At 60.1% G+C, this 23,170-nt stretch carries 21 protein-coding genes; 5 read left to right on the top strand and 16 right to left on the bottom strand.

The genetic code is table 11. From position 1 onward, the window contains the following. Window positions 1-3 precede the first annotated feature (3 nt). The 8 genes from fabI to gloB all read right to left on the bottom strand — a co-directional run bounded on the left by fabI (window position 4) and on the right by gloB (window position 10,733). Complete coding sequence (gene fabI, locus ACA069_RS16570) at window positions 4-798, bottom strand: enoyl-ACP reductase FabI (protein ID WP_095059904.1); 795 nt, start codon at window positions 796-798, stop codon at window positions 4-6. Between the two features lie 19 nt (window positions 799-817). Next, window positions 818-2,428, bottom strand: coding sequence for an ABC transporter ATP-binding protein (locus ACA069_RS16565; protein ID WP_497614376.1), 1,611 nt, complete (start codon window positions 2,426-2,428; stop codon window positions 818-820). A 1-nt stretch (window position 2,429) separates the two neighbouring features. Next, a complete protein-coding gene (locus ACA069_RS16560; RefSeq protein ID WP_497614374.1) occupies window positions 2,430-3,449 on the bottom strand; it encodes an ABC transporter permease in 1,020 nt (339 codons plus the stop codon). A 1-nt stretch (window position 3,450) separates the two neighbouring features. Beyond that, window positions 3,451-4,524 (bottom strand): microcin C ABC transporter permease YejB, encoded by a 1,074-nt coding sequence (locus tag ACA069_RS16555; RefSeq protein ID WP_095190979.1) that lies wholly within the window; start codon window positions 4,522-4,524, stop codon window positions 3,451-3,453. A 4-nt stretch (window positions 4,525-4,528) separates the two neighbouring features. Beyond that, on the bottom strand, window positions 4,529-6,370 hold the full coding sequence (locus ACA069_RS16550) for an extracellular solute-binding protein (protein WP_497614373.1): 1,842 nt from the start codon (window positions 6,368-6,370) through the stop codon (window positions 4,529-4,531). Next, complete coding sequence (locus ACA069_RS16545; RefSeq protein WP_497614371.1) at window positions 6,367-8,199, bottom strand: extracellular solute-binding protein; 1,833 nt, start codon at window positions 8,197-8,199, stop codon at window positions 6,367-6,369. The genes ACA069_RS16550 and ACA069_RS16545 overlap by 4 nt, the downstream gene beginning before the upstream one ends. Before the next feature lie 203 nt (window positions 8,200-8,402). Continuing rightward, a complete protein-coding gene (locus tag ACA069_RS16540; RefSeq protein ID WP_497614369.1) occupies window positions 8,403-9,866 on the bottom strand; it encodes a transglycosylase SLT domain-containing protein in 1,464 nt (487 codons plus the stop codon). A gap of 99 nt (window positions 9,867-9,965) precedes the next feature. Then, window positions 9,966-10,733: a hydroxyacylglutathione hydrolase gene (gloB, locus tag ACA069_RS16535; RefSeq protein ID WP_187678655.1), complete on the bottom strand. Its 768-nt coding sequence runs from the start codon at window positions 10,731-10,733 to the stop codon at window positions 9,966-9,968. A gap of 66 nt (window positions 10,734-10,799) precedes the next feature. On the opposite strand from gloB, the gene ACA069_RS16530 reads away from it, so the two are divergent. Then, window positions 10,800-11,558 carry a class I SAM-dependent methyltransferase gene (locus tag ACA069_RS16530; RefSeq protein WP_187678654.1) on the top strand — a complete coding sequence of 253 codons (759 nt, stop codon included), beginning with the start codon at window positions 10,800-10,802 and terminating at the stop codon, window positions 11,556-11,558. A gap of 92 nt (window positions 11,559-11,650) precedes the next feature. Then, window positions 11,651-12,112, top strand: a complete 462-nt coding sequence (gene rnhA, locus ACA069_RS16525) for a ribonuclease HI (protein WP_187678653.1) — start codon at window positions 11,651-11,653, stop codon at window positions 12,110-12,112. A gap of 36 nt (window positions 12,113-12,148) precedes the next feature. On the opposite strand, the gene ACA069_RS16520 is transcribed toward rnhA, so the two are convergent. After that, window positions 12,149-13,129, bottom strand: coding sequence for a TerC family protein (locus tag ACA069_RS16520; RefSeq protein ID WP_187678652.1), 981 nt, complete (start codon window positions 13,127-13,129; stop codon window positions 12,149-12,151). A gap of 172 nt (window positions 13,130-13,301) precedes the next feature. Further along, entirely contained in the window at window positions 13,302-14,090 is a 789-nt protein-coding gene (locus ACA069_RS16515; protein WP_187678651.1) for an AraC family transcriptional regulator, read from the bottom strand. An 84-nt stretch (window positions 14,091-14,174) separates the two neighbouring features. Here ACA069_RS16515 and ACA069_RS16510 point away from each other — a divergent pair, with 84 nt between their 5' ends. Together ACA069_RS16510 and ppk2 are read left to right on the top strand one after the other, a co-directional pair. Beyond that, a complete protein-coding gene (locus ACA069_RS16510) occupies window positions 14,175-15,173 on the top strand; it encodes a bile acid:sodium symporter family protein (protein WP_187678650.1) in 999 nt (332 codons plus the stop codon). Window positions 15,174-15,266: 93 nt separating this feature from the next. Further along, window positions 15,267-16,100, top strand: a complete 834-nt coding sequence (ppk2, locus tag ACA069_RS16505) for a polyphosphate kinase 2 (protein WP_187678649.1) — start codon at window positions 15,267-15,269, stop codon at window positions 16,098-16,100. A 135-nt stretch (window positions 16,101-16,235) separates the two neighbouring features. On the opposite strand, the gene ACA069_RS16500 is transcribed toward ppk2, so the two are convergent. Beyond that, window positions 16,236-16,844, bottom strand: a complete 609-nt coding sequence (locus ACA069_RS16500; protein ID WP_489881335.1) for a LuxR C-terminal-related transcriptional regulator — start codon at window positions 16,842-16,844, stop codon at window positions 16,236-16,238. A 113-nt stretch (window positions 16,845-16,957) separates the two neighbouring features. On the opposite strand from ACA069_RS16500, the gene ACA069_RS16495 reads away from it, so the two are divergent. Next, window positions 16,958-18,583, top strand: coding sequence for an ATP-binding response regulator (locus ACA069_RS16495; RefSeq protein WP_489881334.1), 1,626 nt, complete (start codon window positions 16,958-16,960; stop codon window positions 18,581-18,583). 1 nt (window position 18,584) lies between these two features. Here ACA069_RS16495 and yecR read toward each other — a convergent pair whose 3' ends face one another. The 5 genes from yecR to ACA069_RS16470 all read right to left on the bottom strand — a co-directional run bounded on the left by yecR (window position 18,585) and on the right by ACA069_RS16470 (window position 23,118). Further along, a complete protein-coding gene (gene yecR / locus ACA069_RS16490) occupies window positions 18,585-18,893 on the bottom strand; it encodes a YecR family lipoprotein (protein WP_489881333.1) in 309 nt (102 codons plus the stop codon). A 33-nt stretch (window positions 18,894-18,926) separates the two neighbouring features. Next, window positions 18,927-19,241, bottom strand: a complete 315-nt coding sequence (locus ACA069_RS16485) for a hypothetical protein (protein ID WP_401266988.1) — start codon at window positions 19,239-19,241, stop codon at window positions 18,927-18,929. Window positions 19,242-19,435: 194 nt separating this feature from the next. Continuing rightward, on the bottom strand, window positions 19,436-20,005 hold the full coding sequence (locus ACA069_RS16480) for a hypothetical protein (RefSeq protein WP_497614364.1): 570 nt from the start codon (window positions 20,003-20,005) through the stop codon (window positions 19,436-19,438). A 567-nt stretch (window positions 20,006-20,572) separates the two neighbouring features. Further along, a complete protein-coding gene (locus ACA069_RS16475) occupies window positions 20,573-21,745 on the bottom strand; it encodes a cystathionine gamma-synthase (RefSeq protein WP_401266994.1) in 1,173 nt (390 codons plus the stop codon). Continuing rightward, entirely contained in the window at window positions 21,742-23,118 is a 1,377-nt protein-coding gene (locus ACA069_RS16470; protein ID WP_187678643.1) for a pyridoxal-phosphate dependent enzyme, read from the bottom strand. The genes ACA069_RS16475 and ACA069_RS16470 overlap by 4 nt, the downstream gene beginning before the upstream one ends. Window positions 23,119-23,170: the final 52 nt, after the last annotated feature.

The raw sequence follows: 23,170 nt of genomic DNA, 5'->3' as shown, positions 1-23,170 counted from the left end.
AGATCACTCTTCGATGTTGCCCATGGCGGTGGTGTTGAAGCCGCCGTCCACGTACATGATTTCACCGCTGATGCCCGACGCCAGGTCGGAGCACAGGAAGGCGCCGGCGTTGCCGACTTCGTCGATGGTGACGTTGCGGCGCAGTGGGGTTTGCGCTTCGTTGGCGGCCAGCATCTTGCGGAAGTTCTTGATGCCCGAGGCTGCTAGAGTACGGATCGGGCCAGCCGATACGCAGTTGACGCGGGTGCCGTCCGGGCCCAGGGAGCCGGCCAGGTAACGCACGCCGGCTTCCAGTGAAGCCTTGGCCATGCCCATGACGTTGTAGTTCGGCATGGTGCGCTCGGCGCCCAGGTACGACAGGGTCAGCAGGCTGCCGTTGCGGCCTTTCATCATTTCGCGGCCAGCTTTGGCCAGGGCCACGAAGCTGTAGGCGCTGATGTCGTGAGCGATGCGGAAACCGTCACGGGTGGTGGCTTCGGTGAAGTCGCCGTCCAGTTGGTCGCCCGGGGCGAAGCCGACGGAGTGGACGATGCAGTCCAGGCCGTCCCACTTCTTGCTCAACTCTTCGAAGACCTTGGCGATTTCTTCATCGCTGGCCACGTCGCACGGGAAGCACAGCTCAGGGCTCGAACCCCAGCCTTGTGCGAACTCTTCGACACGACCTTTGAGTTTGTCGTTCTGATAAGTGAAGGCAAGCTCAGCGCCCTCGCGATGCATGGCGGCAGCGATGCCGGATGCGATGGACAGCTTGCTGGCGACACCGACGATCAGTACGCGCTTACCGGCGAGAAAACCCATGTGTTGCTCCTCTTTCAGGTTATTGCGCAGTGGCTGGTGCCAAAAAAGCGGCTTCCAGCAACTGCTGTGTATACGGATGTTGGGGGGCGGCAAAGATACTTTGCGCGTCTCCCTGTTCGACCACTTGGCCATGCTTGACCATCATCAACTGGTGGCTCAGCGCTTTAACAACAGCCAGGTCATGGCTGATAAACAAATACGTCAGGTTGTACTTGGCTTGCAGTGAACGCAACAGCTCCACCACTTGCCGCTGCACTGTCCGGTCGAGCGCCGAAGTCGGCTCGTCCAGCAGGATCAGCGCCGGTTTGAGCACCAAAGCCCGGGCAATGGCTATTCGTTGCCGTTGCCCACCGGAAAATTCGTGGGGGTAGCGGTGCCGGGTTTCCGGATCCAGACCTACCTCCTTCAATGCCGCAATAATCGCCGCTTCCTGCTCGGCGGCGGTGCCCATCTTGTGAATCCGCAGGCCTTCGCCAACGATGTCGCTCACGCACATCCGCGGGCTCAGGCTGCCAAACGGGTCCTGAAACACCACCTGCATCTCCCGACGCAACGGGCGCACCTCGTTCTGCGTCAGGCAGTCTAGCTGCTTGCCTTCAAAGCGGATGGCGCCTTTGCTGCCGATCAGCCGCAAAATCGCCAGACCCAGCGTGGATTTGCCGGAACCACTTTCCCCCACAATCCCCAGGGTCTGACCCTGAGGCAGGCTGAAATTGATGCCGTCCACTGCCTTGACGTGATCCACCGTGCGCTTGAGCAGGCCTTTCTTGATCGGGAACCAGACTTTCAGGTCCTCGACCTCAAGCAGCGGCGCCCCGATTTTATTGGTCGCCGGGCCTCCGCTGGGCTCCGCGCCGAGCAATTCCCGAGTGTACGGATGCTGCGGCGAACGGAACAGCTCTTCGCACGATGCCTGTTCGACGATGCAACCGCGCTGCATGACACATACGCGATGCGCAATTCTTCGCACCAGGTTCAAATCGTGACTGATCAGTAGCAGCGACATGCCCAATCGAGCCTGAAGTTCCTTGAGCAAATCGAGGATTTTCAGCTGAACGGTCACGTCCAGTGCAGTGGTCGGTTCGTCGGCAATCAGCAGTTCCGGCTCATTGGCCAGGGCCATGGCGATCATCACGCGCTGGCGCTGGCCGCCGGACAGTTCATGGGGCAGGGCCTTGAGGCGTTTGTGCGGCTCCGGGATGCCGACCATCTCCAGCAATTCCAGCGTGCGTCTGGTCGCGACTTTGCCGGTCAGGCCCTTGTGGATGCCCAACACCTCGTTGATCTGCTTCTCGATCGAGTGCAGCGGATTGAGCGAGGTCATCGGTTCCTGAAAAATCATCGCGATACGGTTGCCACGGATGTGGCGGATGGTCTTTTCGCTCAGGCCCAGCAGGTTTTGCCCGGAATAGTTGATGCTGCCGGCCGGATGTCGCGCCAAAGGGTAGGGCAGCAGGCGCAGGATCGAGTGCGCCGTCACTGATTTGCCCGAGCCGGATTCACCGACCAAGGCCAGGGTCTCGCCGCGCTTGATATCGAAGCTGACGCCCTCGACCACCCGGTGTATGCGCTCGCCAAAGCCGAATTCGACGGCGAGGTCGCGCACTTCGATCAGATTGTCCTGATTCATTTCACTTCCTCGGGTCGAAGGCATCGCGAGCGGACTCGCCGATAAACACCAGCAAGCTCAACATCAGCGCGAGCACAGCGAACGCGCTCATGCCCAGCCACGGCGCTTGCAGGTTGGATTTGCCCTGCGCGACCAGTTCACCCAGCGACGGACTGCCGGCCGGCAAGCCGAAACCGAGGAAGTCCAAAGCGGTGAGGGTGCCGATGGCGCCGGTGAGGATGAACGGCATGAAGGTCATGGTCGAGACCATGGCGTTGGGCAGGATGTGGCGGAACATGATTGCGCCATTCTGCATGCCCAGCGCCCGTGCAGCTCGCACATATTCAAGGTTGCGGCCACGCAGGAACTCGGCGCGCACCACGTCGACCAGGCTCATCCACGAGAACAGCAGCATGATCCCCAGCAGCCACCAGAAATTCGGCTGGACGAAACTGGCGAGAATGATCAGCAGGTACAGCACCGGTAAACCCGACCAGATCTCCAGAAACCGCTGACCGGCCAGATCGACCCAGCCGCCGTAGAAACCCTGCAAGGCCCCGGCAATCACGCCGATGATCGAACTCAGCACGGTCAGCGTCAGGGCAAACAGCACCGAAATGCGGAAACCGTAAATCACCCGTGCCAGCACATCGCGGCCCTGATCGTCAGTGCCCAGCAAGTTGTCCGCCGAGGGCGGGGCAGGGGCGGGGACTTTCAGGTCGTAGTTGATGCTTTGATAGTTGTACGGAATCGGCGCCCACAGCACCCACGCATCCTTGGCCTTGAGCAGTTCGCGGATGTACGGGCTCTTGTAGTTGGCTTCCAGCGGGAATTCGCCGCCGAAGGTGGTTTCCGGGTAGCGCTTGACCGCCGGGAAGTACCAGCTGTTGTCGTAATGCACCACCAGCGGCTTGTCGTTGGCGATCAGCTCGGCGCCCAGGCTCAGGCCGAACAGAATCAGAAACAGCCACAGCGACCACCAGCCACGCTTGTTGGCCTTGAACAGTTCGAAGCGGCGGCGGTTGAGAGGGGACAGGTTCATCTCAATGCTCCCGGCTTTCGAAGTCGATGCGCGGATCGACCAGGGTGTAGGTGAGGTCGCCGATCAGTTTCACCACCAGCCCGAGCAGGGTGAAGATGAACAGGGTGCCGAACACCACCGGATAATCGCGGTTGATCGCCGCTTCGAAACTCATCAGGCCCAGGCCGTCTAGGGAGAAGATCACCTCCACCAGCAACGAGCCGGTAAAGAAGATGCCGATGAAGGCTGACGGGAACCCGGCAATCACCAGCAACATGGCGTTGCGGAACACGTGACCGTAGAGCACGCGATGGCGGGTCAGGCCCTTGGCCTTGGCGGTGACCACGTACTGTTTGTTGATCTCGTCGAGGAAGCTGTTTTTGGTCAGCAGGGTCATGGTCGCGAAGTTGCCGATCACCAGTGCGGTCACTGGCAGTGCCAAGTGCCAGAAGTAATCGAGGATCTTGCCGCCGAGGCTTAACTCATCAAAGTTGTTCGAGGTCAGGCCCCTTAGCGGGAACCAGTCCAGATAACTGCCGCCGGCAAACACCACGATCAGCAGAATCGCAAAGAGAAACGCCGGGATCGCATAGCCGACAATGATTGCCGAACTGGTCCAGACGTCGAAATGGCTGCCGTGTCGTGTGGCCTTGGCGATCCCCAGCGGGATCGACACCAGGTACATGATCAGCGTGCTCCACAAGCCCAGCGAGATCGACACCGGCATCTTTTCCTTGATCAGGTCGATGACCTTGGCGTCGCGGAAAAAACTGTCGCCGAAGTCCAGCGAGGCGTAGTTCTTGACCATGATCCACAGACGTTCCGGGGCCGATTTATCGAACCCGTACATGTGCTCGATTTCCTTGATCAGCGCCGGGTCCAGCCCCTGCGCGCCGCGATAAGAGGAACCGGCCACCGACACCTCGGCACCGCCGCCTGCGATGCGACTGGTGGCGCCTTCGAAGCCTTCCAGCTTGGCAATCATCTGCTCTACCGGGCCACCGGGCGCAGCCTGGATGATCACGAAGTTGATCAGCAGAATGCCGAACAGGGTCGGGATGATCAGCAGCAGTCGCCGAAATATATACGCCAGCATCTGATTACTCCGTGCCCGCAGGGTCGGCTTGCAGTTTGGTTTCGACTTCTATTGCCGGTTTGGCATCGGGCTTGACCCACCAGGTGCTCGTGCCGATGTCGTACTTGGGCGAAACTTTCGGATGGCCGATGTGGTTCCAGTACGCCACGCGCCAGGTCTTGATGTGCCAGTTGGGGATCACGTAATAGCCCCACTGCAACACGCGATCCAGCGCTCGGGCGTGGGCCACCAGGCTTTTGCGCGAATCGGCGTTGATCAGGTTCTCGACCAGTTGATCGACGATCGGATCCTTCAGACCCATGGTGTTGCGACTGCTCGGTTTGTCGGCGGCGGCGCTCATCCAGTATTCGCGCTGCTCGTTACCCGGCGAATTGGACTGCGCAAAGCTGCCGACCATCATGTCGAAATCCCGCGAACGCACGCGGTTGATGTACTGCGAGACGTCGACGCGGCGGATCACCAGCTCGATGCCAAGGTCGCTGAGGTTGCGCTTGAGCGGCAACAGCACGCGTTCAAAATCGGTCTGCGCCAGCAGGAACTCAATGACCACCGGTTTGCCGGTGGCGTCGACCATTTTGTCGTCGACGATCTTCCAGCCAGCCTCTTGCAGCAGTTGGTAGGCCTCACGTTGTTGGGTACGGATCATGCCGCTGGCGTCGGTCTTCGGGTTCTCGAAGGCTTCGCTGAATACCTGCGCTGGCAGTTTGCTGCGGAACGGGTCGAGGATCGCCACCTGGTCAGCGTCGGGCAATCCGGTGGCGGCCATTTCCGAGTTCTCGAAATAGCTGCGCGTGCGTGTATACGCACCGTTGAACAACTGCTTGTTGGTCCATTCGAAATCGAACAGCAGGCCCAGCGCCTGACGTACTCGGACATCCTGGAACACCGGGCGGCGCAGGTTGAAGACAAAACCCTGCATGCCAGTCGGGTTGCTGTTGGGGATCAATTCCTTGATCAGGCGACCTTCAGTCACCGCCGGGACGTTGTAGGCGTTGGCCCAGTTCTTGGCGGTCATTTCCAGCCAGTAGTCGAACTGTCCGGCTTTCAGCGCTTCCAGCGCGACAGTGTTGTCACGGTAGTAATCGGTGGTCATCGTGTCGAAGTTGTAGAACCCGCGATTGACCGGCAGATCCTTGCCCCAGTAGTCCTTGACTCGCTCGTAGCGCACCGAGCGGCCAGCCTTCACTTCGGTGACTTTGTACGGGCCGCTGCCCAGCGGAATTTCCAGATTGCCCTTGCTGAAGTCACGATCGGCCCACCAGTGTTTTGGCAACACGGGCAGTTGACCCAGGATCAGCGGCAGTTCGCGATTGTTGGTGTGCTTGAACTTGAACAGTACCTTGAGCGGGTCTTCAGCGACAACTTCGGCCACGTCGTTGTAGTAACCGCGAAACAGCGGTGAGCCTTCCTTGGTCAGGGTCTGGAAGCTGAACACCACATCGTCGGCGCGCACCGGGTGACCATCGTTGAAGCGTGCTTCGGGTCGCAGGTAGAACCGTACCCAGCTGTTGTCCGGGGCCTTTTCGATCTTGCCGGCGATCAAGCCGTATTCGGTAAAGGGCTCGTCGAGACTGTGCTTGGTCAGGGTGTCGTAGATCTGCCCGATGTCATCGGCCGGTACGCCTTTGCTGATGAACGGGTTGAGGCTGTCGAACCCGCCGAACCCGGCCTGGCGAAAGATCCCGCCCTTGGGCGCGTCGGGGTTCACGTAATCGAAATGCTTGAAATCGGCCGGGTATTTCGGCGGCTCGTTGTACAGGGTCACGGCGTGTTGCGGGGCGGCCAAGGCCAGCCCGGCGAACAGCATGCCGCTGGCCTGCAGGAGCAGGGCGCGGATAGGCTTCATTGCTCTTTCTCCGAAGACTTCAGCCACCACGCACTCAGGCCCAGGGTGTAGGGCGGCGTGGTGACGAAGGCCAACCGGTTGCGGTAGGCCAGACGGTGATAATTGATGTACCAGTTGGGAATGATGTAGTGCTGCCAGAGCAGCACGCGGTCGAGGGCCTTGCCGGCGGCGACCTGCTCATCGCGGGTTTGCGCGGCGAGCAATTGTTCAAGCAGGTGATCGACCACCGGGTTGGCGATGCCAGCGTAATTCTTGCTGCCCTTGACCCCGACCTGACTGGAATGGAAGTACTGCCATTGCTCAAGGCCCGGGCTGAGTGTCTGGTTGAGCGTCATCAGGATCATGTCGAAATCGAACTGGTCCAGACGTTGTTTGTACTGTGCGCGGTCTACCGTGCGCAGGCGGGCGTCGATGCCGATACTCTTGAGGTTCTCGATATACGGCTGAAGGATACGTTCCAGATTCGGGTTGACCAGCAGCAGTTCGAAACTCAGTGGCTGGCCGGCGGCGTTGCGCAGGCGCTGACCGTTGAGCTTCCAGCCAGCCTCTGCCAGCAGCGCCAGGGCATTGCGCATGGTTTCCCGCGGGATGCCGCGCCCGTCGGTCTGCGCCAACGTGAACGGTTCGGTAAACAGTTTGGCCGGCAATTGGTCCTTGTACGGCTTGAGCATCAGCCATTCATGTCCGACCGGTACGCCGCTGGCGCTGAATTCGCTGTTGGGGTAGTAACTGGTGGTGCGTTTGTAGGCGTCGCTGAACAGCGCGCGATTGGTCCACTCGAAATCGAACATCAGGCCCAGGGCTTCGCGGGTTTTGACGTCGGCGAAGGTTGCGCGCCGGGTGTTCATGAACAGGCCCTGACTCTGGGTCGGAATCTGATGCGGGATCTGCGCTTTGATCACCTCGCCACGGCGCACGGCCGGGAAGTTGTAGCCGTTGGCCCAATTCTTGGCCTGATGCTCAATGTAGATGTCGAACTCACCGGCCTTGAACGCTTCGAACGCCACGTCGCTGTCGCGGTAGAACTCGACCTCCATGCGATCGAAGTTGTACTTGCCGCGATTGACTGGCAAGTCCTTGCCCCAGTAGTCCTTGACCCGTTCGAAGATCAATTGGCGACCCGGCGTCACCGAGGTAATGCGATACGGCCCACTGCCCAGCGGCGGCTCGAAGGTCGTGGCCTTGAAGTCGCGATCCTTCCAATAGTGCTGCGCCAGCACCGGCAACTCACCGAGGCGCAGGATCAACAGGGGATTGCCGGAGCGCTTGAGCACGAAGCGGATGCGCTGTTTGTTGAGAATGTCGACCCGCAGCACTTCCTGTAGCGCCGTGCGGTATAGCGGGTGGCCTTCCTTGAGCAGCAGGCGATAGGAGAACGCCACGTCGTAGGCGGTGATCGGCGTGCCATCGTGAAAGTGTGCTTCAGGGCGCAGATTGAACACCACCCAGCTGCGATCCTCGCTGTACTCCACCGATTGCGCGATCAAGCCGTAACTGGAGGCCGGTTCATCGCCGGACGGCGAGTACTGGCCGGTGCCGACCATTAGCGGCTCGTTCAGTTCGTTGATGCCGTACTGAAGAAAATTCCCGGTGGATACAGGGCTGCTGCCCTTGAACGTGTACGGATTGACCGTATCGAAGGTGCCAAACGCCATCACCCGCAACGTACCGCCCTTGGGCGCTTGCGGGTTGACCCAGTCGAAATGGGTAAATCTGGCCGGGTACTTGAGCGTGCCGAACTGCGCATAACCGTGACTTTCGGTAATCGTCGCGCTTGCGGGTGAGCTCAAGGCCAGGCTGATCAGGAACAGGAGGAGGGGACGCTTCAAGTCAGATCCGATCCAGGCGGCTTGGGCTTTGTGGGCCGTACAGTAACAGCTTGTATGGACAGGAAAAAGATAGGCGGTTAATGCAGTGTTAATGCAAAAAAAAATCGTCCGATCGCGGCCCTAGCCTTCGGCAGCTCCTACACGGATCAATGCAGGTGCTGCCGAAGGCTCGGGCCGCGATCGGACGATCTTTCGGTTTCTACTCAGTGCGGCTGATAAACCGTGAGCATCTGCCCAGGCTTCAACGCTTTTCCGGCACCCGGATTCCAGCGTTTGAGATGTTGCATCTCAACGTTGAAGCGCTTGGCGACCACATACAACGTGTCGCCGCGCTTGACCTTGTACTGGGTCTGCTGCGCGCTGTCGGCCTTGCCTTTGGTCTTGCTATTGGCCGCGATCACGGTGTTGACCCGGCCACTGTTGCGCGATGGGCTGCGTTTGGTGGTGTCCTGCATCACCAGCGTCTGGCCGACCTTGAGGTTTTTGCCACTCAGTTTGTTCCAGCGTTGCAGGTCCTTCACTTCGACCTTGTTGGCCTTGGCGATAGAGCCGAGGTTGTCGCCACGCTTGACGCGGTAAGCGCGCTTTAGCTGCGCCACTTCCGAAGGATCGGCGCCTTCAAACACCGGTTTCAGTGAGCGCGGGCTGATCAGTTCGTCAGGCCGCATGGTCTGCAGGCTGGCGGTCAGCAGTTGCGCCTTGGACGTCGGCACCAGCAAATGCTGAGGGCCGTCGATGGTGGTGCGCTGCTTGAAGGCCGGATTGAGCTGGAACAGTTCGTCTTCATCGATGTTGGCAACGGCAGCGACTTTGGACAGGTCCATGCGCTGGTTGATTTCGACGACCTGGAAGTACGGCTCGTTGGCGATCGGGTTGAGGTTCACGCCGTAGGCTTCCGGCGCCAATACCACTTGCGACAGCGCCAGCAGCTTCGGCACGTACGCCTGGGTTTCCGCCGGCAGCGGCAGGTTCCAGTAGTCGGTCGGCAAACCGAGCTTCTCGTTGCGCTCGATGGCGCGGCTGACCGTGCCTTCACCGGCGTTGTAAGCCGCCAGCGCCAGCAGCCAGTCGCCGTTGAACATGTCGTGCAGACGGGTCAGGTAATCCATCGCCGCGGTGGTCGAGGCGGTGATGTCGCGACGACCGTCGTAGAAGCGGGTCTGACGCAAGTTGAAGTAACGTCCCGTGGAAGGGATGAATTGCCAGAGACCCACCGCGTTGGCCCGGGAATAGGCCATCGGGTTGTAGGCGCTTTCAATCACCGGCAGCAGGGCCAGTTCCAGCGGCATGTTGCGTTCTTCGAGGCGTTCGACGATGTAATGAATGTAGAGGCTGCCGCGTTCACCGGCATTCTCGAGAAAAGAGGGGTTACTGGCGAACCACAGGCGCTGCTGCTCGATTCGCGGGTTCACGCCCAGACCTTCCTGCAGCTGGAAACCCTGGCGCATGCGTTCCCAGATGTCCTGGGGAACCTGTGGGCTGGGCTTCTCGGTCAGCCAGATCGGCTTCTGCTTGGCTCGCGCAGCAATGTTTGGCGTATGCGTCGCTTCAGTCTGCGGAGCATGGCTGGAACAGCCCGCCAGCGTGGCGGACACAGCCACCGCGATGGCTTGCGCCAAGCGGGTCAATGCGTCTGAATTGACGGACTTACGTATGGATGACGACATTGGCTGGAAGTAAGTTCCGGGCAAAAATGTCGGGCGATTCTAGAAAGCGCACCCCCTGCGGTCAACCATTCAGAATTTTTGGACCCGGCGTCGAGGCACTTAGAACGTATCTTTCCATGCCCGCAGAGCCGCAAAAACCTCACTCGGCGCCCGGTTTTGAGCGCCTGCCCGTTCGTCCACTTTTTGTGTAACTAATGTTTCAGTGGTGCGCAAAAACGGATTTGTAAGCTTTTCCAGGGCCAGGGTCGAGGGCAGGGTCATGACACCGTTTTGCCGTTGCTGGGTGACTTTTTCCAGACGGGCGGCAATGTCCGGGTTGCCCGGCTCGACCGCTGCGGCAAACTTCAGATTGCTCAGGGTGTATTCATGGGTGCAGTAGACCAGCGTATCTTCTGGCAAGGCGGCGAGACGGCCGAGCGAATGATGCATCTGCTCCGGGGTGCCTTCGAACAACCGGCCGCACCCGGCGGCAAACAGCGTGTCGCCGCAGAACAGCAGGCCGTGGTGGTAATAGGCAATGTGTCCCAAGGTGTGACCGGGCACGGCATAGACATCGAAGTCCCAGCCGAGCACGCTGACCTTGTCGTTGTCCTTGAGGGCAATATCGCGCGCCGGGATGTTTTCGCTGGCCGGACCATAAACGGTCGCGCCGCTGGCCTGCTTCAGGCGCTCGACGCCGCCAACGTGGTCATGATGATGGTGGGTGATCAGGATGTCGCTCAGCACCCAGCCTGGATGCGCCGCTAGCCAAGCCTGTACGGGCGCGGCATCGCCCGGGTCGACCACGGCGCAGCGCTGGGTACGGTGATCCTGTAACAACCAGATGTAGTTGTCGGTGAACGCGGGCAGGGCACTGATCTGTATCATCGTCGGAATTCGCCAAGCGGAAAACATTGGCGCATCTTAGTAGTTCCTGGCGCGTTGGAGAATGACATGACCGATAAAGCGTTCGCTCAGGCTGATCCGGACTGGCTGGCGTTGATCAGCGCCGCCCGTGAATGGCTGTCGGGCCCGCTCGGGCAATTTCTGTTGGATGAAGAGCGGCGCATGCTCGAAGACGAGTTGGGCCGCTTCTTTGGCGGCTATCTCGTGCATTACGGCCCATCGGCCGACACCCCGCCGTCGGCACCGCAAGTGCAGCGCAATGTGCGGCTCGGTGCGCCGCTGCCGGGTGTCGAAATCGTCTGCGAAGAGCAGGCGTGGCCATTGAGCGAACACGCCGCCGATGTGGTGGTCATGCAGCATGGTCTGGATTTCTGCCTGTCGCCCCATGGCCTGTTGCGCGAAGCCGCGAGCAGCGTGCGCCCCGGCGGGCACCTGCTGATCATCGGAATCAACCCATGGAGCACCTGGGGCCTGCGTCATGTATTCGCCCATGATGCGTTGCGCCAGGCCCGTTGCATCTCGCCGTCGCGGGTCGCCGACTGGCTCAATCTGCTGGGTTTTGCGCTGGAGAAACGCCGCTTCGGGTGCTATCGTCCGCCGCTTGCTTCGCCCAAGTGGCAGGCCCGACTGGCCGGCTGGGAACGCAAGGCCGGTGACTGGCAACTGTCGGGCGGCGGCTTCTATTTATTGGTGGCGCGCAAGATTGTGGTCGGGCTGCGGCCCCTGCGTCAGGAGCGTCGCGAGCCGATGGGCAAGCTGATTCCGCTGCCGATGGCCAAGGTCAACCGCCGCCGCATCGAACCGTAAACCTTCTTTTTTACAGTGGCCGGACCTGCTCCGGCCGCGGTCATCGTCAATCCGCGATTGGCGAGGCATGTATTTTTTCTGGATAGATTGGCATGAGCGAAAGCGTCGATAACGTAGAACTGTTCACCGATGGCGCCTGCAAGGGCAACCCTGGCCCGGGTGGCTGGGGTGCTTTGCTGGTGTGCAAGGGCGTTGAGAAGGAGTTGTGGGGCGGCGAAGCCAACACAACCAACAACCGCATGGAACTGCTCGGCGCCATTCGCGGCCTTGAAGCTTTGAAGCGACCATGTGAAGTGCTGCTGGTGACCGACTCGCAGTACGTCATGAAGGGCATCAACGAGTGGATGGCCAACTGGAAGAAGCGCGGCTGGAAAACCGCTGCCAAGGAACCGGTGAAGAACGCTGATCTGTGGAAAGAGCTGGATGAGCAGGTCAACCGCCACAAGGTCACGTGGAAGTGGGTGCGCGGACACATTGGCCATCACGGCAACGAGCGGGCTGACCAGTTGGCTAACCGTGGCGTTGATGAAGTGCGCGGTTACAAGCAGAGCTGATTGCCGGGAAATGAGCAGGCTTACTCGCACAGGGGCTTATGGTGACTGGTTCTCCGGCGTTTTGTCTCTGGTCAGCAGCAGACTCAACAACACCGACCCCAGGATCACACCACCCACCACCGCCAGCGACCACTCCACCGGCATGTGAAACCACGGCATCAGGGTCATCTTGCCGCCAATGAATACCAGCACAATCGCCAAACCGTACTTGAGCAGATGAAAGCGGTCGGCCATGTCCGCCAGCAGGAAGTACAGCGCGCGCAGGCCCATGATCGCGAAGATGTTCGAGGTGAAGACGATAAACGGGTCAGTGGTGACGGCGAAGATCGCCGGGATGCTGTCGACCGCAAACATCAGATCGCTGGCCTCAATCAGCACCAGCACCAGGAACATTGGCGTTGCCCAGCGTACGCCGTTCTGCAACACGAAAAACCGTTCGCCATGAAAACCGCTGGTGACGCGCAGATGGCCGCGCACCCAGCGTAATAAAGGATTTTTTTCCAGATCCGGCTGCTGATCGGCGAACACCAGCATCTTGATCCCGGTGATGATCAGGAACACGCCGAAGGCATACAGAAGCCATTCAAACTGCGAGACCAGCCACACACCGGCGAAAATCATCACCGCGCGCATCACGATTGCCCCAAGCACACCGTACAGCAGCACCCGGCGCTGCAACTCCGGCGGCACGGCGAAGTAGCTGAAGATCATTACGAAGATGAACATGTTGTCGATCGACAGCGATTGCTCGATCAGATAACCGGTGAGGAATTCCAGGGTTTTCTGTCGGGCGATTTCGCCGCCGAACGTGCCGTGCAGATACCACCACAGCAGGGCTGCGAACGACAGGGCCAACAAGCACCAGGCAATGACCCAGGCCAAGGCTTCGCGAACGGATACCCGATGCGCCTTGCGCCCCCCGAACACAAACAAATCCAATGCCAGCATGGCAAGAACGAAGACGATGAAGGCACCCCACATCCAGGGTTCGCCGATATTGATGTTCGTGGCTGGCATGTCACGCTCCCTGTCTTTGGTTGTAAGAGGGTCAGACGAGGCCATGCTAACGACGAGTTTGTGGCAAAGAAAAATCGTTTATTTCTTGGTCAGAGTTCGATAAAACCGAAGTGTCGGGGGGTAAAGCGGCAACCCGATGCTTGCTCGTTTTCCGGAAAAAATATTTGGCGCCTCAACGAAAAAACTCCCCCGGCGTTTCCCCAAACTGTTGACGAAATGCCGCGATAAACGCCGACGTCGAGTCATAACCACAGGCCAGCGCGACGTCCGTGACGCGCTCGCCTTTCTCCAGCGGTGTCAGGGCGCCGAGCAGGCGCAGGCGCTGGCGCCAGGCGCGGAAGGTCAGGCCGGTGTCGCGCAAAAACAGACGCGTGAGGGTTTTTTCGGTGACGCCGAGTTTCTCGCTCCAGTGGCTCAGCGTGGTTTGCTGTTCCGGGCGTTGCTCCAGGCTTTGGTAGATCTGCCGCAAGCGCGGGTCCTGCGGCAACGGCAGCATCAGGTCAATGTGCGGGGCATCGACCAGTTGATCGAGGATCACCTGCGCAAGGCGCCCATGCGCGCCGTTCTGGTCGTATTCCACCGGCACCTGACTGAACGCACGGATCAGTTCCCTGAGCAAATCGCTGACGCCGAGCACATGGCAATGCTCAACCGCCCAACCGACGACGCTGCAATCGATGTACAGGCTGCGCATCTCGGTATGTGGCGAGCTGAATACCCGATGCGGTACGCCGGCCGGAATCCACACCGCGCGCTCCGGCGGTGCAACGAACCGCCCAGCGCTGGTCTGCACCTCAAGCACTCCCTGAATTGCGTAGGAGAGTTGCACCCAAGGATGACTGTGGCGCCGGGTCAGAGCGCGATTGGGCAGCGATTCGGTGCGTCCGTACAGCGGGCGTGGCAGGCTTGGCAGCCCGGGAATACTGCGCCGGATACTTTTGTCATGTCCTTTAGGCGGCATCTGAAGGCTCTTCGGCGTTAGTCGGTAATTGGCTGTCACGTTAGAGTCGTCGTCACGCACTGGCAACCCCCGGATAAACACATCATGACGCGCCCAAGATTCCTCCCCGACAATTTCACCCTGACGCTGATAGGCGTCGTGCTGCTAGCCAGCTTCCTGCCCGCCAGCGGTCAGGTCGCGGTCGGCTTCGGCTGGCTGACCAACATTGCCATCGCGCTGCTGTTTTTCCTGCACGGCGCCAAACTGTCGCGGGAATCGATCATCGCCGGTGCCGGCCATTGGCGCCTGCACCTGTTGGTGTTCGGCCTGACTTTTGTCCTTTTCCCGCTATTGGGGCTGGCGCTGAAACCGCTGCTGTCGCCATTGATCGGCGACCAGTTGTACATGGGCATGCTTTACCTCTGTGCATTGCCGGCCACTGTGCAGTCAGCAATTGCCTTCACTTCGCTGGCGCGGGGCAATATTCCGGCTGCAATTTGCAGCGCGGCGGCGTCCAGCCTGTTCGGGATTTTCCTGACGCCGTTACTGGTGACACTGCTGCTCAATGTGCATGGCGACGGCGGTTCGACCCTCGATGCGATCCTGAAAATCAGCATGCAACTGCTGCTGCCATTCATTGCCGGTCAAATCGCCCGTCGCTGGATTGGCGCGTGGGTGGGGCGTAACAAGAATTGGCTGAAGTTTGTCGATCAGGGCTCTATTCTGCTGGTGGTCTACGGTGCGTTCAGCGAGGCGGTCAACGAGGGTATCTGGCGTCAGATTCCAGTCGTTGATCTGTTGGGCCTGGTGCTGGTCTGCTGCATCTTGCTGGCACTGGTGCTGGTGGCATCGACGCTGTTGGGCAAGGCGTTTGGCTTCAGCCAGGAAGACCGCATCACCATCCTGTTCTGCGGCTCGAAAAAGAGCCTGGCCACTGGCGTGCCGATGGCTCAGGTGTTGTTTGCCGGCAGCACCATCGGCGTGCTGATTTTGCCGCTGATGCTGTTCCACCAGATTCAACTGATGGTCTGTGCGGTGCTGGCGCAGCGTTATGCCAAACGGCCGGAGTCGGTGCCGGAACTGATGGCGCAGGTAGACCCATAGGTCGTAGAGGGCGAGAAGAGCGGCGTCATTGGCCTAAAACCGCCTCTGCACCTACGCTGTTCAGCTACCGACGATTAAATGAGGTGTTGGGTTATGGCAAAGGTAAAAGACAAGGACAAGAAAAAAACCGCCAAACACCGCGCCATTGCACCGGCAAAGCTGAAAAACAAGGATTATCTCGAGCAGTTGCGCCGCCTGCATATCGAGGTGGTCAAGCTTCAGGAATGGGTCAAGGCCAAGGGCATCAAGATCTGCATCGTTTTCGAGGGTCGCGATGGTGCAGGCAAGGGCGGTACGATCAAGGCGCTGACCGAACGTGTCAGTCCGCGGGTCTTCCGTGTCGTAGCGCTGCCGGCACCGACTGATCGCGAAAAAAGTCAGATGTATATTCAACGGTACCTTCCACACTTGCCGGCCGCCGGCGAGGTGGTGATTTTTGATCGCAGTTGGTACAACCGTGCCGGCGTCGAACGTGTAATGGGATTTTGCAGTGAAGAGCAGGTGGACGGTTTCCTCAATGCTGTCCCGGCGGTGGAGCGTGCCATCGTCGATTCCGGCGTGATCCTGCTCAAGTACTGGCTGGAGGTAAGTGAGCAGGAGCAGACCCGACGCCTTCAAGCGCGTATCCAGGACGGGCGCAAGATCTGGAAACTGACGCCCATGGACCTCCAGTCCTACAGCCGCTGGTACGACTATTCACGTGCTCGTGATGCCATGTTTGCGGCAACGGATTCCGAACACGCCCCGTGGAGAGTGGCTGATTCGAACGACAAGCGCCGGGCACGCTTGAACATCATCACCGATCTGCTCAGCCGCATCCCGTACAAGGAAGTCGAGCGTGAGCCGGTGATTCTGCCCAAACGCCAAAAACCCGGTGACTATCAGGAGCTGGATCACCCCTTCAAACGTGTGCCGGAAAAATTCTGAAGGAGCGCTGGCGTATCTGCTCCAGCGGTAGTCCGGTGCAGCCGTTGCGCGCGCTTGAAACTACGGTTATGGCCGAGACTTCCTGTCAGGTCGTGATGGCGAACTCCATGCCAAACGCCAGTAATCGATAAAAGGTCATTCACCCACCCCGGAATAACGCACCGCTGCAGCCGCCCGCGATGGCACGTTCAGCGTGCGCAGCAACGAAGAGACATGAATCCGCACCGTGAACGGTGAAATATCCAGTTCACGGGCGATTTCCTTGTTGGTCTTGCCTTGGGCGATCAATCGCAACACGTCCTGCTGACGGGGCGTGAGGGCAGTGCCGGTCTCCAGCGGCAGCAGGCCTGACGGGGCGAATTTCACCAACACTTCGCCTTCACGAATCGCCAGGATCGCCTGGCCAATCTCGCCCGGGGCAATGTTCTTGCCGATGAAACCGTCGATGCCGGCGGCCATGACTTCACTGATCAACGTTTCATCATCGACCATCGACACCACGATCAGGGTGGTACGCGGCAGGCGTCGGCGCAGTTCAGCGAGCTGGCTGACGCAGGTGAGTCCGGGAAAGCGCAGATCCAGAATCAGCGTGTCCGGCTCGTCGCCGCAGGGCAGCAGCGCCATTACGCTGGCCAGGTCGCCAGCCTCTTCGATACTCGCGTCGGGCAGCAGGCGCTGGACAGTGCGCAGCATGGCCTCGCGAAACATCGGGTGATCGTCGGCTATGATAATTCGGCATGTCATGGCGTGACCCTCCCTGGGTCAGGCTTGTTCTTGGCAAACACCTTAGCATTGGGCGCTTGGATTGCCTGTAGGCTCATTCCGAATATGACGATTGCGGCACAAGGACGTTAACGATGAAGTTCGAGAAAAACACCGAACTCGACCAGGCCAACCTGCGCATTATCATCGCTGGCATTGCCGTGGTTTATATCGGTGTACTGGGTTTTTTGCCGGGCCAACGCTTCGATACCTACCTGCCTGTGGTCACGTATATCTGTCTGTTTTTGCTGGCCTCGATTGTGCTGCGTCAGACGATTGTGCGCTGGCCGGGGCATTACCCGGCACGACGGATTTTCGCCATGGTTCACGATTACACCGGCACCTGTTTCGGGCTGGTGGTTGGCGGCGAAGCGGCGTTGCCGCTTTATGCGGTGATCATCTGGGTCAACCTCGGCAACGGCATGCGATACGGCTCGCGCTATCTGGCGATTGCCACGGTGTTGGCGTTGCTGGCGCTGCTCTGCGTTTATCGCCTGACGCCGGTGTGGCAGGCGCAACCGTTCATGGTGTTGATGCTGATGATCACCAGCACGGTGATCCCGTTCTACGCGCACCTGCTGCTGGAACGCACGCGCAAGGCCTCCGAGGAAGCGGTCGCGGCCAATCTGGAGAAGTCGCGGTTTCTCGCCCAGGCCAGCCATGATTTGCGTCAGCCGATTCACTCCATCGGCCTGTTTACCGCGTGCCTGCGTGAGTCGAGGCTGGGGGATGAGGAGCGGCGGCTGGTCGACAACATCGACCGTTCGCTGCTGAACGTATCGCAGTTGTTCCGCTCGATTCTCGACCTGTACACCCTCGATAACGGGCGGATTCTGCCAAAACTGCAAACCCTGAATCTGGGCGAATGGCTTGCCGATCTGATCCGCGAGAATGCCGAAGCCGCGCGTTGGGCTGGCGTGGAACTGCGCTTGCGACCCTGTCGTTACTGGGTTCGAACCGATCCGTCGCTGCTCGCGACCATGGTGCAGAACGTGCTTTCCAACTGTTTCAAATATGGTGCGCAGCGGCCGGTGCTGATCGGTGTGCGCACGCGCGGAGCAGGGCTGGCTATCGTGATTTACGATCAGGGCAGCGGCATTGCCGAAGAGCATTTGCCAAAGGTATTCGAGGAGTTCTACCGGGTTCGCCAAGTGCGTGACAAAGATGTCGAAGGTGTAGGGCTGGGCCTGTCGATCGTCAAGCGCCTGGGGCAGTTGATTGATCTTGATGTCGCGTTGCGCTCGCGAATCGGTCGGGGTACGGCTGTCATCATGTCGGGGCTGCCCACGACTGCGCCGCCGCAGCTATCGGTCAATCGCGATGAAGCGCGCCAGGTCGGCCTGTTGACCGGGCTGAAGGTGTGTCTGGTGGAGGACGATCGCAACGTATTGATGGCGACATCGGCGTTGCTGGAGCGCTGGGGCTGCGTGGTGCAGGCCGAGTTGACGGGGCAGGACTTGACCACCGATTGCGACATCATTGTTGCCGATTATGATCTTGGCGCCCATGCCACTGGTATCGAGTGTATTGACGAGGTGCGCCGCCAACGCGGCTGGGCGGTGCCGGCAATGATCATCACCGGGCATGACATCGAAAAAATACAGGCGGCCTTGCACGACCGCCAAATTGCCATCCTGTCCAAACCGGTACGCCCGGTCGAGTTGCGCGCGACCTTGCGTGCCCTGCGCGACCGGCAAACCGAGCCGGTCGAGCAGGTTTGAGTCAACGCTTGCAGAGGTAATCCTGAGTGATGGTGGTTTGCAGGCAGTTGTACTGACCCATGGTGCGGCAGATGTTTTTCTCCGAACCGGTGACCTCGGCGTTTTTGTAGCCCCAGGTCTTGCAGCGCTGTACAGCGACGGTCAGGCCTTGTTCGGCGCTGGTCTGGCCGCTTTCGAACTGGCCCAGCTCGTAGGAGACCTGGACGACACCATCGTTCTTGCTGCCGCCAGTGGCTTCCCATTGTTTTGGTGTGGCGCAGCCGGTCAAAAAAAGGGAGGCGAGGGTGAGAGTTGCGATCAGGGTTTTCATGACGGAACGTAGTCCTTTACCGAGGAAGAGGCATTATTGAAATGGAAGCGGCGAGGCACCTTTCGGCAGGCATGACAGCGGTGGCTTCATGATGCCCATGCTCGCCACGGCGATGATTGCGCCGCTGGGCAACTGGCAGTTGTATTCACCGGCCGGGGTGTGGGCGGTGTAGTAGGTGAGGGTGCTGTCGTTACGGATGTTGTCGATTTTCGAGACCGGTTTACCGATGACGGTCTGGGCGCGCTCTTTCATGCTGGCTTCGGTGGGTTTCATGGTCTGGCAACCGGTGGTGCCCAGGAGCAGGGCACCGACGGCGACGATTTTGCTGAGGTGTGCATGCAGTTTCATGGTGTTTCTTCCTTGGTGTTGTTCTGATTTCCGAGCACAACGATCCTGAGCACCGCCAAGCGGCAGTGTTTAGGAACATTGGGGGTTGCGGGGGAATATAGCGCCGGGCGGCAGAGCGGTCGATTAGCACAAATGTGCTAGTGCGGCGCCGAACGGACGGCTCATCGGAGCTGCCCGCTGGGTCCAGGGAGGGGTTATTGCGGGCTGTTGAACTGGTCGGAATAATTGCCCGTCATCAGTGCCGAGGCAACTTGGTCGGAACCGACGCCGGCGCGGGAATAGGCGAGGCGGTTAGCGTTCACGCGATCAGCGCCGTCCGCCGCAACAGCCCCGGCGCCGACACGGTCAGCGCCATCCGCCGCAACAGCCCCGGCGCCGACACGGTCAGCGCCGTCCGCCGCAACAGCCCCGGCACCGACCCGGTCAGCGCCGTCCGCCGCAACAGCCCCGGCACCGACACGGTCAGCGCCATCCGCCGCGACAGCCCCGGCACCGACCCGATCAGCGCCGTCCGCCGCAACAGCCCCGGCGCCGACACGGTCAGCGCCGTCCGCCGCAACAGCCCCGGCACCGACCCGGTCAGCGCCGTCCGCCGCAACAGCCCCGGCGCCGACACGGTCAGCGCCGTCCGCCGCAACAGCTCCGGCGCCGACACGATCCGACCCATCCGCAGCCACTGCTTGCGGCTGTGCTGCCCAGATCCCGGGCGCCGCAATCGTAGTCGCTACCGCTAATACAACGCCTGACAAAAGCTTGTGTTTCATGATCTTCTCCACGACCCATCAGCCACACCGCAATTGGGCAATGCCCGCCGTTAGATTTTTGGCGTTCGACTCACTGACTCGGGTCAAGCTGTTTGGCAATTGGCACGGGTGCACCGACTGGCGCACGGGTGTCGATGATTTCGATCGCACTTGGAAACGCAACTGGAGAAGTATAGATCGGCATTCGCTGCCCATCCTGCGGGATGACAAGGATATGGGCGATAGTCGTTTCACTTCCTTGCAGGCAGGGGCAAGAAGGAAATCAGTCTAAAAACGCCAACCCGGTTTTCCGTGCGTTTGCTAGGCTCAAAGTTGTAGGTGAAGACGCAGACTGATGCGCAATCGGATAGCAAGGGGGCGCGGGGCGCGTTCCGAAGGGTACACGGTTAGAAAGATCTCCGCGCTGAGATCCAGCCCTTACGCCGTGTGAAGCAGCCGAGGCACTACTTTTTCAAATTAGCCCGGTACTGTGAGAAGCCTGATAAACCTTGTAAGCCAGAGACCAGCGCTGGCCGCCTACTCGAACACCAAAGCCCGCATCGTGCGGGCTTTGTCGTTCTTGCAGGACTAGATCTGCTTGAGTGCGTGGGCCAGATCGGCGCGCAGGTCTTCGATGTCTTCGACACCCACGGACAAACGCACCAGCCCATCGCCGATCCCCAGTTTTGCGCGGGTTTCAGGGGGGATCGTGGCGTGGGTCATGATCGCCGGGTGCTCGATCAGACTCTCGACGCCGCCCAGGCTTTCGGCCAGAGCGAAGATCTTCACGTTCTCAAGAAAGCGTCGCGCGCCGGCCAGATCAGTGTTCAAGTCCACGGAAATCATCCCGCCGAAACCGCGCATCTGCCGCTTGGCCAATTCATGCTGAGGGTGTGATGCCAGACCCGGGTAGTAGACATGTTTGACCTGCGGCTGCTGCTCGAGCCACTGCGCCAGATCCAGTGCGTTGCTGCAATGGCGCTCCATGCGCAGCGCCAGGGTTTTCACACCGCGCAACGTCAGAAATGCATCGAACGGCCCGGAAATCGCGCCGACCGCGTTTTGCAAAAAGCCCAGACGTTCCGCCAGCTCGGCATTCTGCCCGACCACGGCAATACCGCCGATGACATCGGAGTGGCCGTTCAGATACTTGGTGGTCGAGTGCAGCACGATGTCGAAACCCAACTCCAGCGGCCGCTGGATATACGGGCTGGCAAAGGTGTTGTCGGCGACAGTGATGATGCCGCGTGCCCGGCAGATGCGCGCAATGGCGGCAAGATCCGACAGGCTCAACAAGGGGTTGGTCGGCGTCTCGACCATGACCATGCGCGTGTCGTCCTGCAGCGATGCTTCGAACGCTGACAGGTCAGTCAGATCGACGTAGCTGAAACGATGCCCGGCGCTGCGTTGGCGCACTTTGTCGAACAACCGGAAGGTGCCGCCGTACAGGTCATTGCCGGAAATGATGTGTGAACCGGCATCGAGCAGTTCCAGCACCGTGGAAATCGTCGCCAGCCCGGAAGCGAAGGCAAACGCCCGGGTGCCACCTTCCAGATCCGCCACGCAGCGCTCAAGGGCAAAACGCGTCGGGTTATGCGAGCGCCCGTAATCGAACCCCTTGTGCACACCGGGGCTGTCTTGCAGGTAGGTGGAGTTGGCGTAGATCGGCGGCATCAGAGCGCCAGTGGTCGGGTCAGGCTCTTGCCCGGCATGGATCACCCGGGTCGCGAAGCCTTGGGTGTTTTTGTCGTGCTGACTCATGCGAGGGATCTCCGTAATTGGTTGAGCATGTCGGTGCGGGTGATCAGGCCATGGAAGCCTGAAGCGTCGGCGATGATGGCGACGAGGCCGCGGCTGAGCACCGATTCCAGTTCAGCGAGAGGCGCGCCGGGGGCGAGGGTTTGCAGTTTGTCGGTCATCACGCTGGAGACCGATTGACTGAAGCGGGCGGCATCTTCGTGAACGGCCAGCAGAATGTCTGATTCGTCGATCACACCGACCAGTTCCTTGCCTTCAACCAGCACTGGCAGTTGCGAAACGTCCGCCAGGCGCATGCGCTGGAACGCGGTCAGCAACGTGTCGTCTGGACCGACGCTGATGACGCGGCCGTCCTCGAAACGCCGGGCGATCAGATCGCGCAGGTCGCCATAGCCCTTGCGCTGTAACAGGCCTTGGTCGGTCATCCACTGGTCGTTGTAAACCTTCGACAAGTAGCGGGTGCCGGTGTCGCAGACAAAACTCACCACGCGTTTCGGCTCGGTCTGTTCGCGGCAATAACGCAATGCTGCGGCGAGCAGGGTGCCGGTGGATGAGCCGCCCAGAATGCCCTCGGCTTTGAGCAATTGGCGAGCGTGATCGAAGCTTTCTTCGTCACTGATCGAGTAAGCGTGGCGAACGCTGGAGAGATCGGTGATCGACGGAATGAAGTCTTCGCCAATGCCTTCGACCGCCCACGAACCGGGGGTCGGCAGCGAGCCGTCACGGCTGTATTGCGCCATCACCGAGCCAACCGGATCGGCCAGGACCATCTCCAGATCCGGCTGCACGCGCTTGAAGAACCGCGTCAGTCCGGTCAGGGTGCCTGCCGAGCCAACGCCGACCACAATCGCATCCAGGTCATGTTCGGTCTGCGCCCAGATCTCCGGCGCGGTGCTGCATTCATGGGCCAGTGGGTTGGCCGGGTTGTTGAACTGATCGGCAAAGAACGCGCCGGGAATGTCTTTCGCCAGTCGTGCGGCGACGTCCTGGTAGTACTCGGGATGGCCCTTGCCGACATCCGAGCGGGTGATGTGCACTTCAGCGCCCATGGCTTTCAAGTGCAGGACTTTCTCGGTGGACATTTTGTCCGGGACAACCAGCACCACGCGATAGCCTTTGGCACGGCCAACGAGCGCCAGACCCAGGCCGGTATTGCCGGCAGTGGCCTCGACGATGGTGCCGCCCGGTTTAAGGCGACCATCACGTTCGGCGGCGTCGATCATCGCCAGACCGATACGATCCTTGATCGAACCGCCAGGGTTTTGTGATTCGAGTTTGAGGAACAGTGTGCAGGGGCCGGTATCGAAGCGAGTGACTCGTACCAGCGGGGTATTTCCTATCAGCCCAAGGACAGCAGGGCGGGATTCCTTTGACATTCTTCACCTCTTGTTGGTGATGGATCGCGTTCCGTTCGCGGGAAAAGCTCGC

This window comes from Pseudomonas sp. LBUM1652 (genome assembly GCF_059716105.1).
Note: the sequence above shows the minus strand (reverse complement) of the source record. Positions and strands in the feature narration are given on the sequence as shown.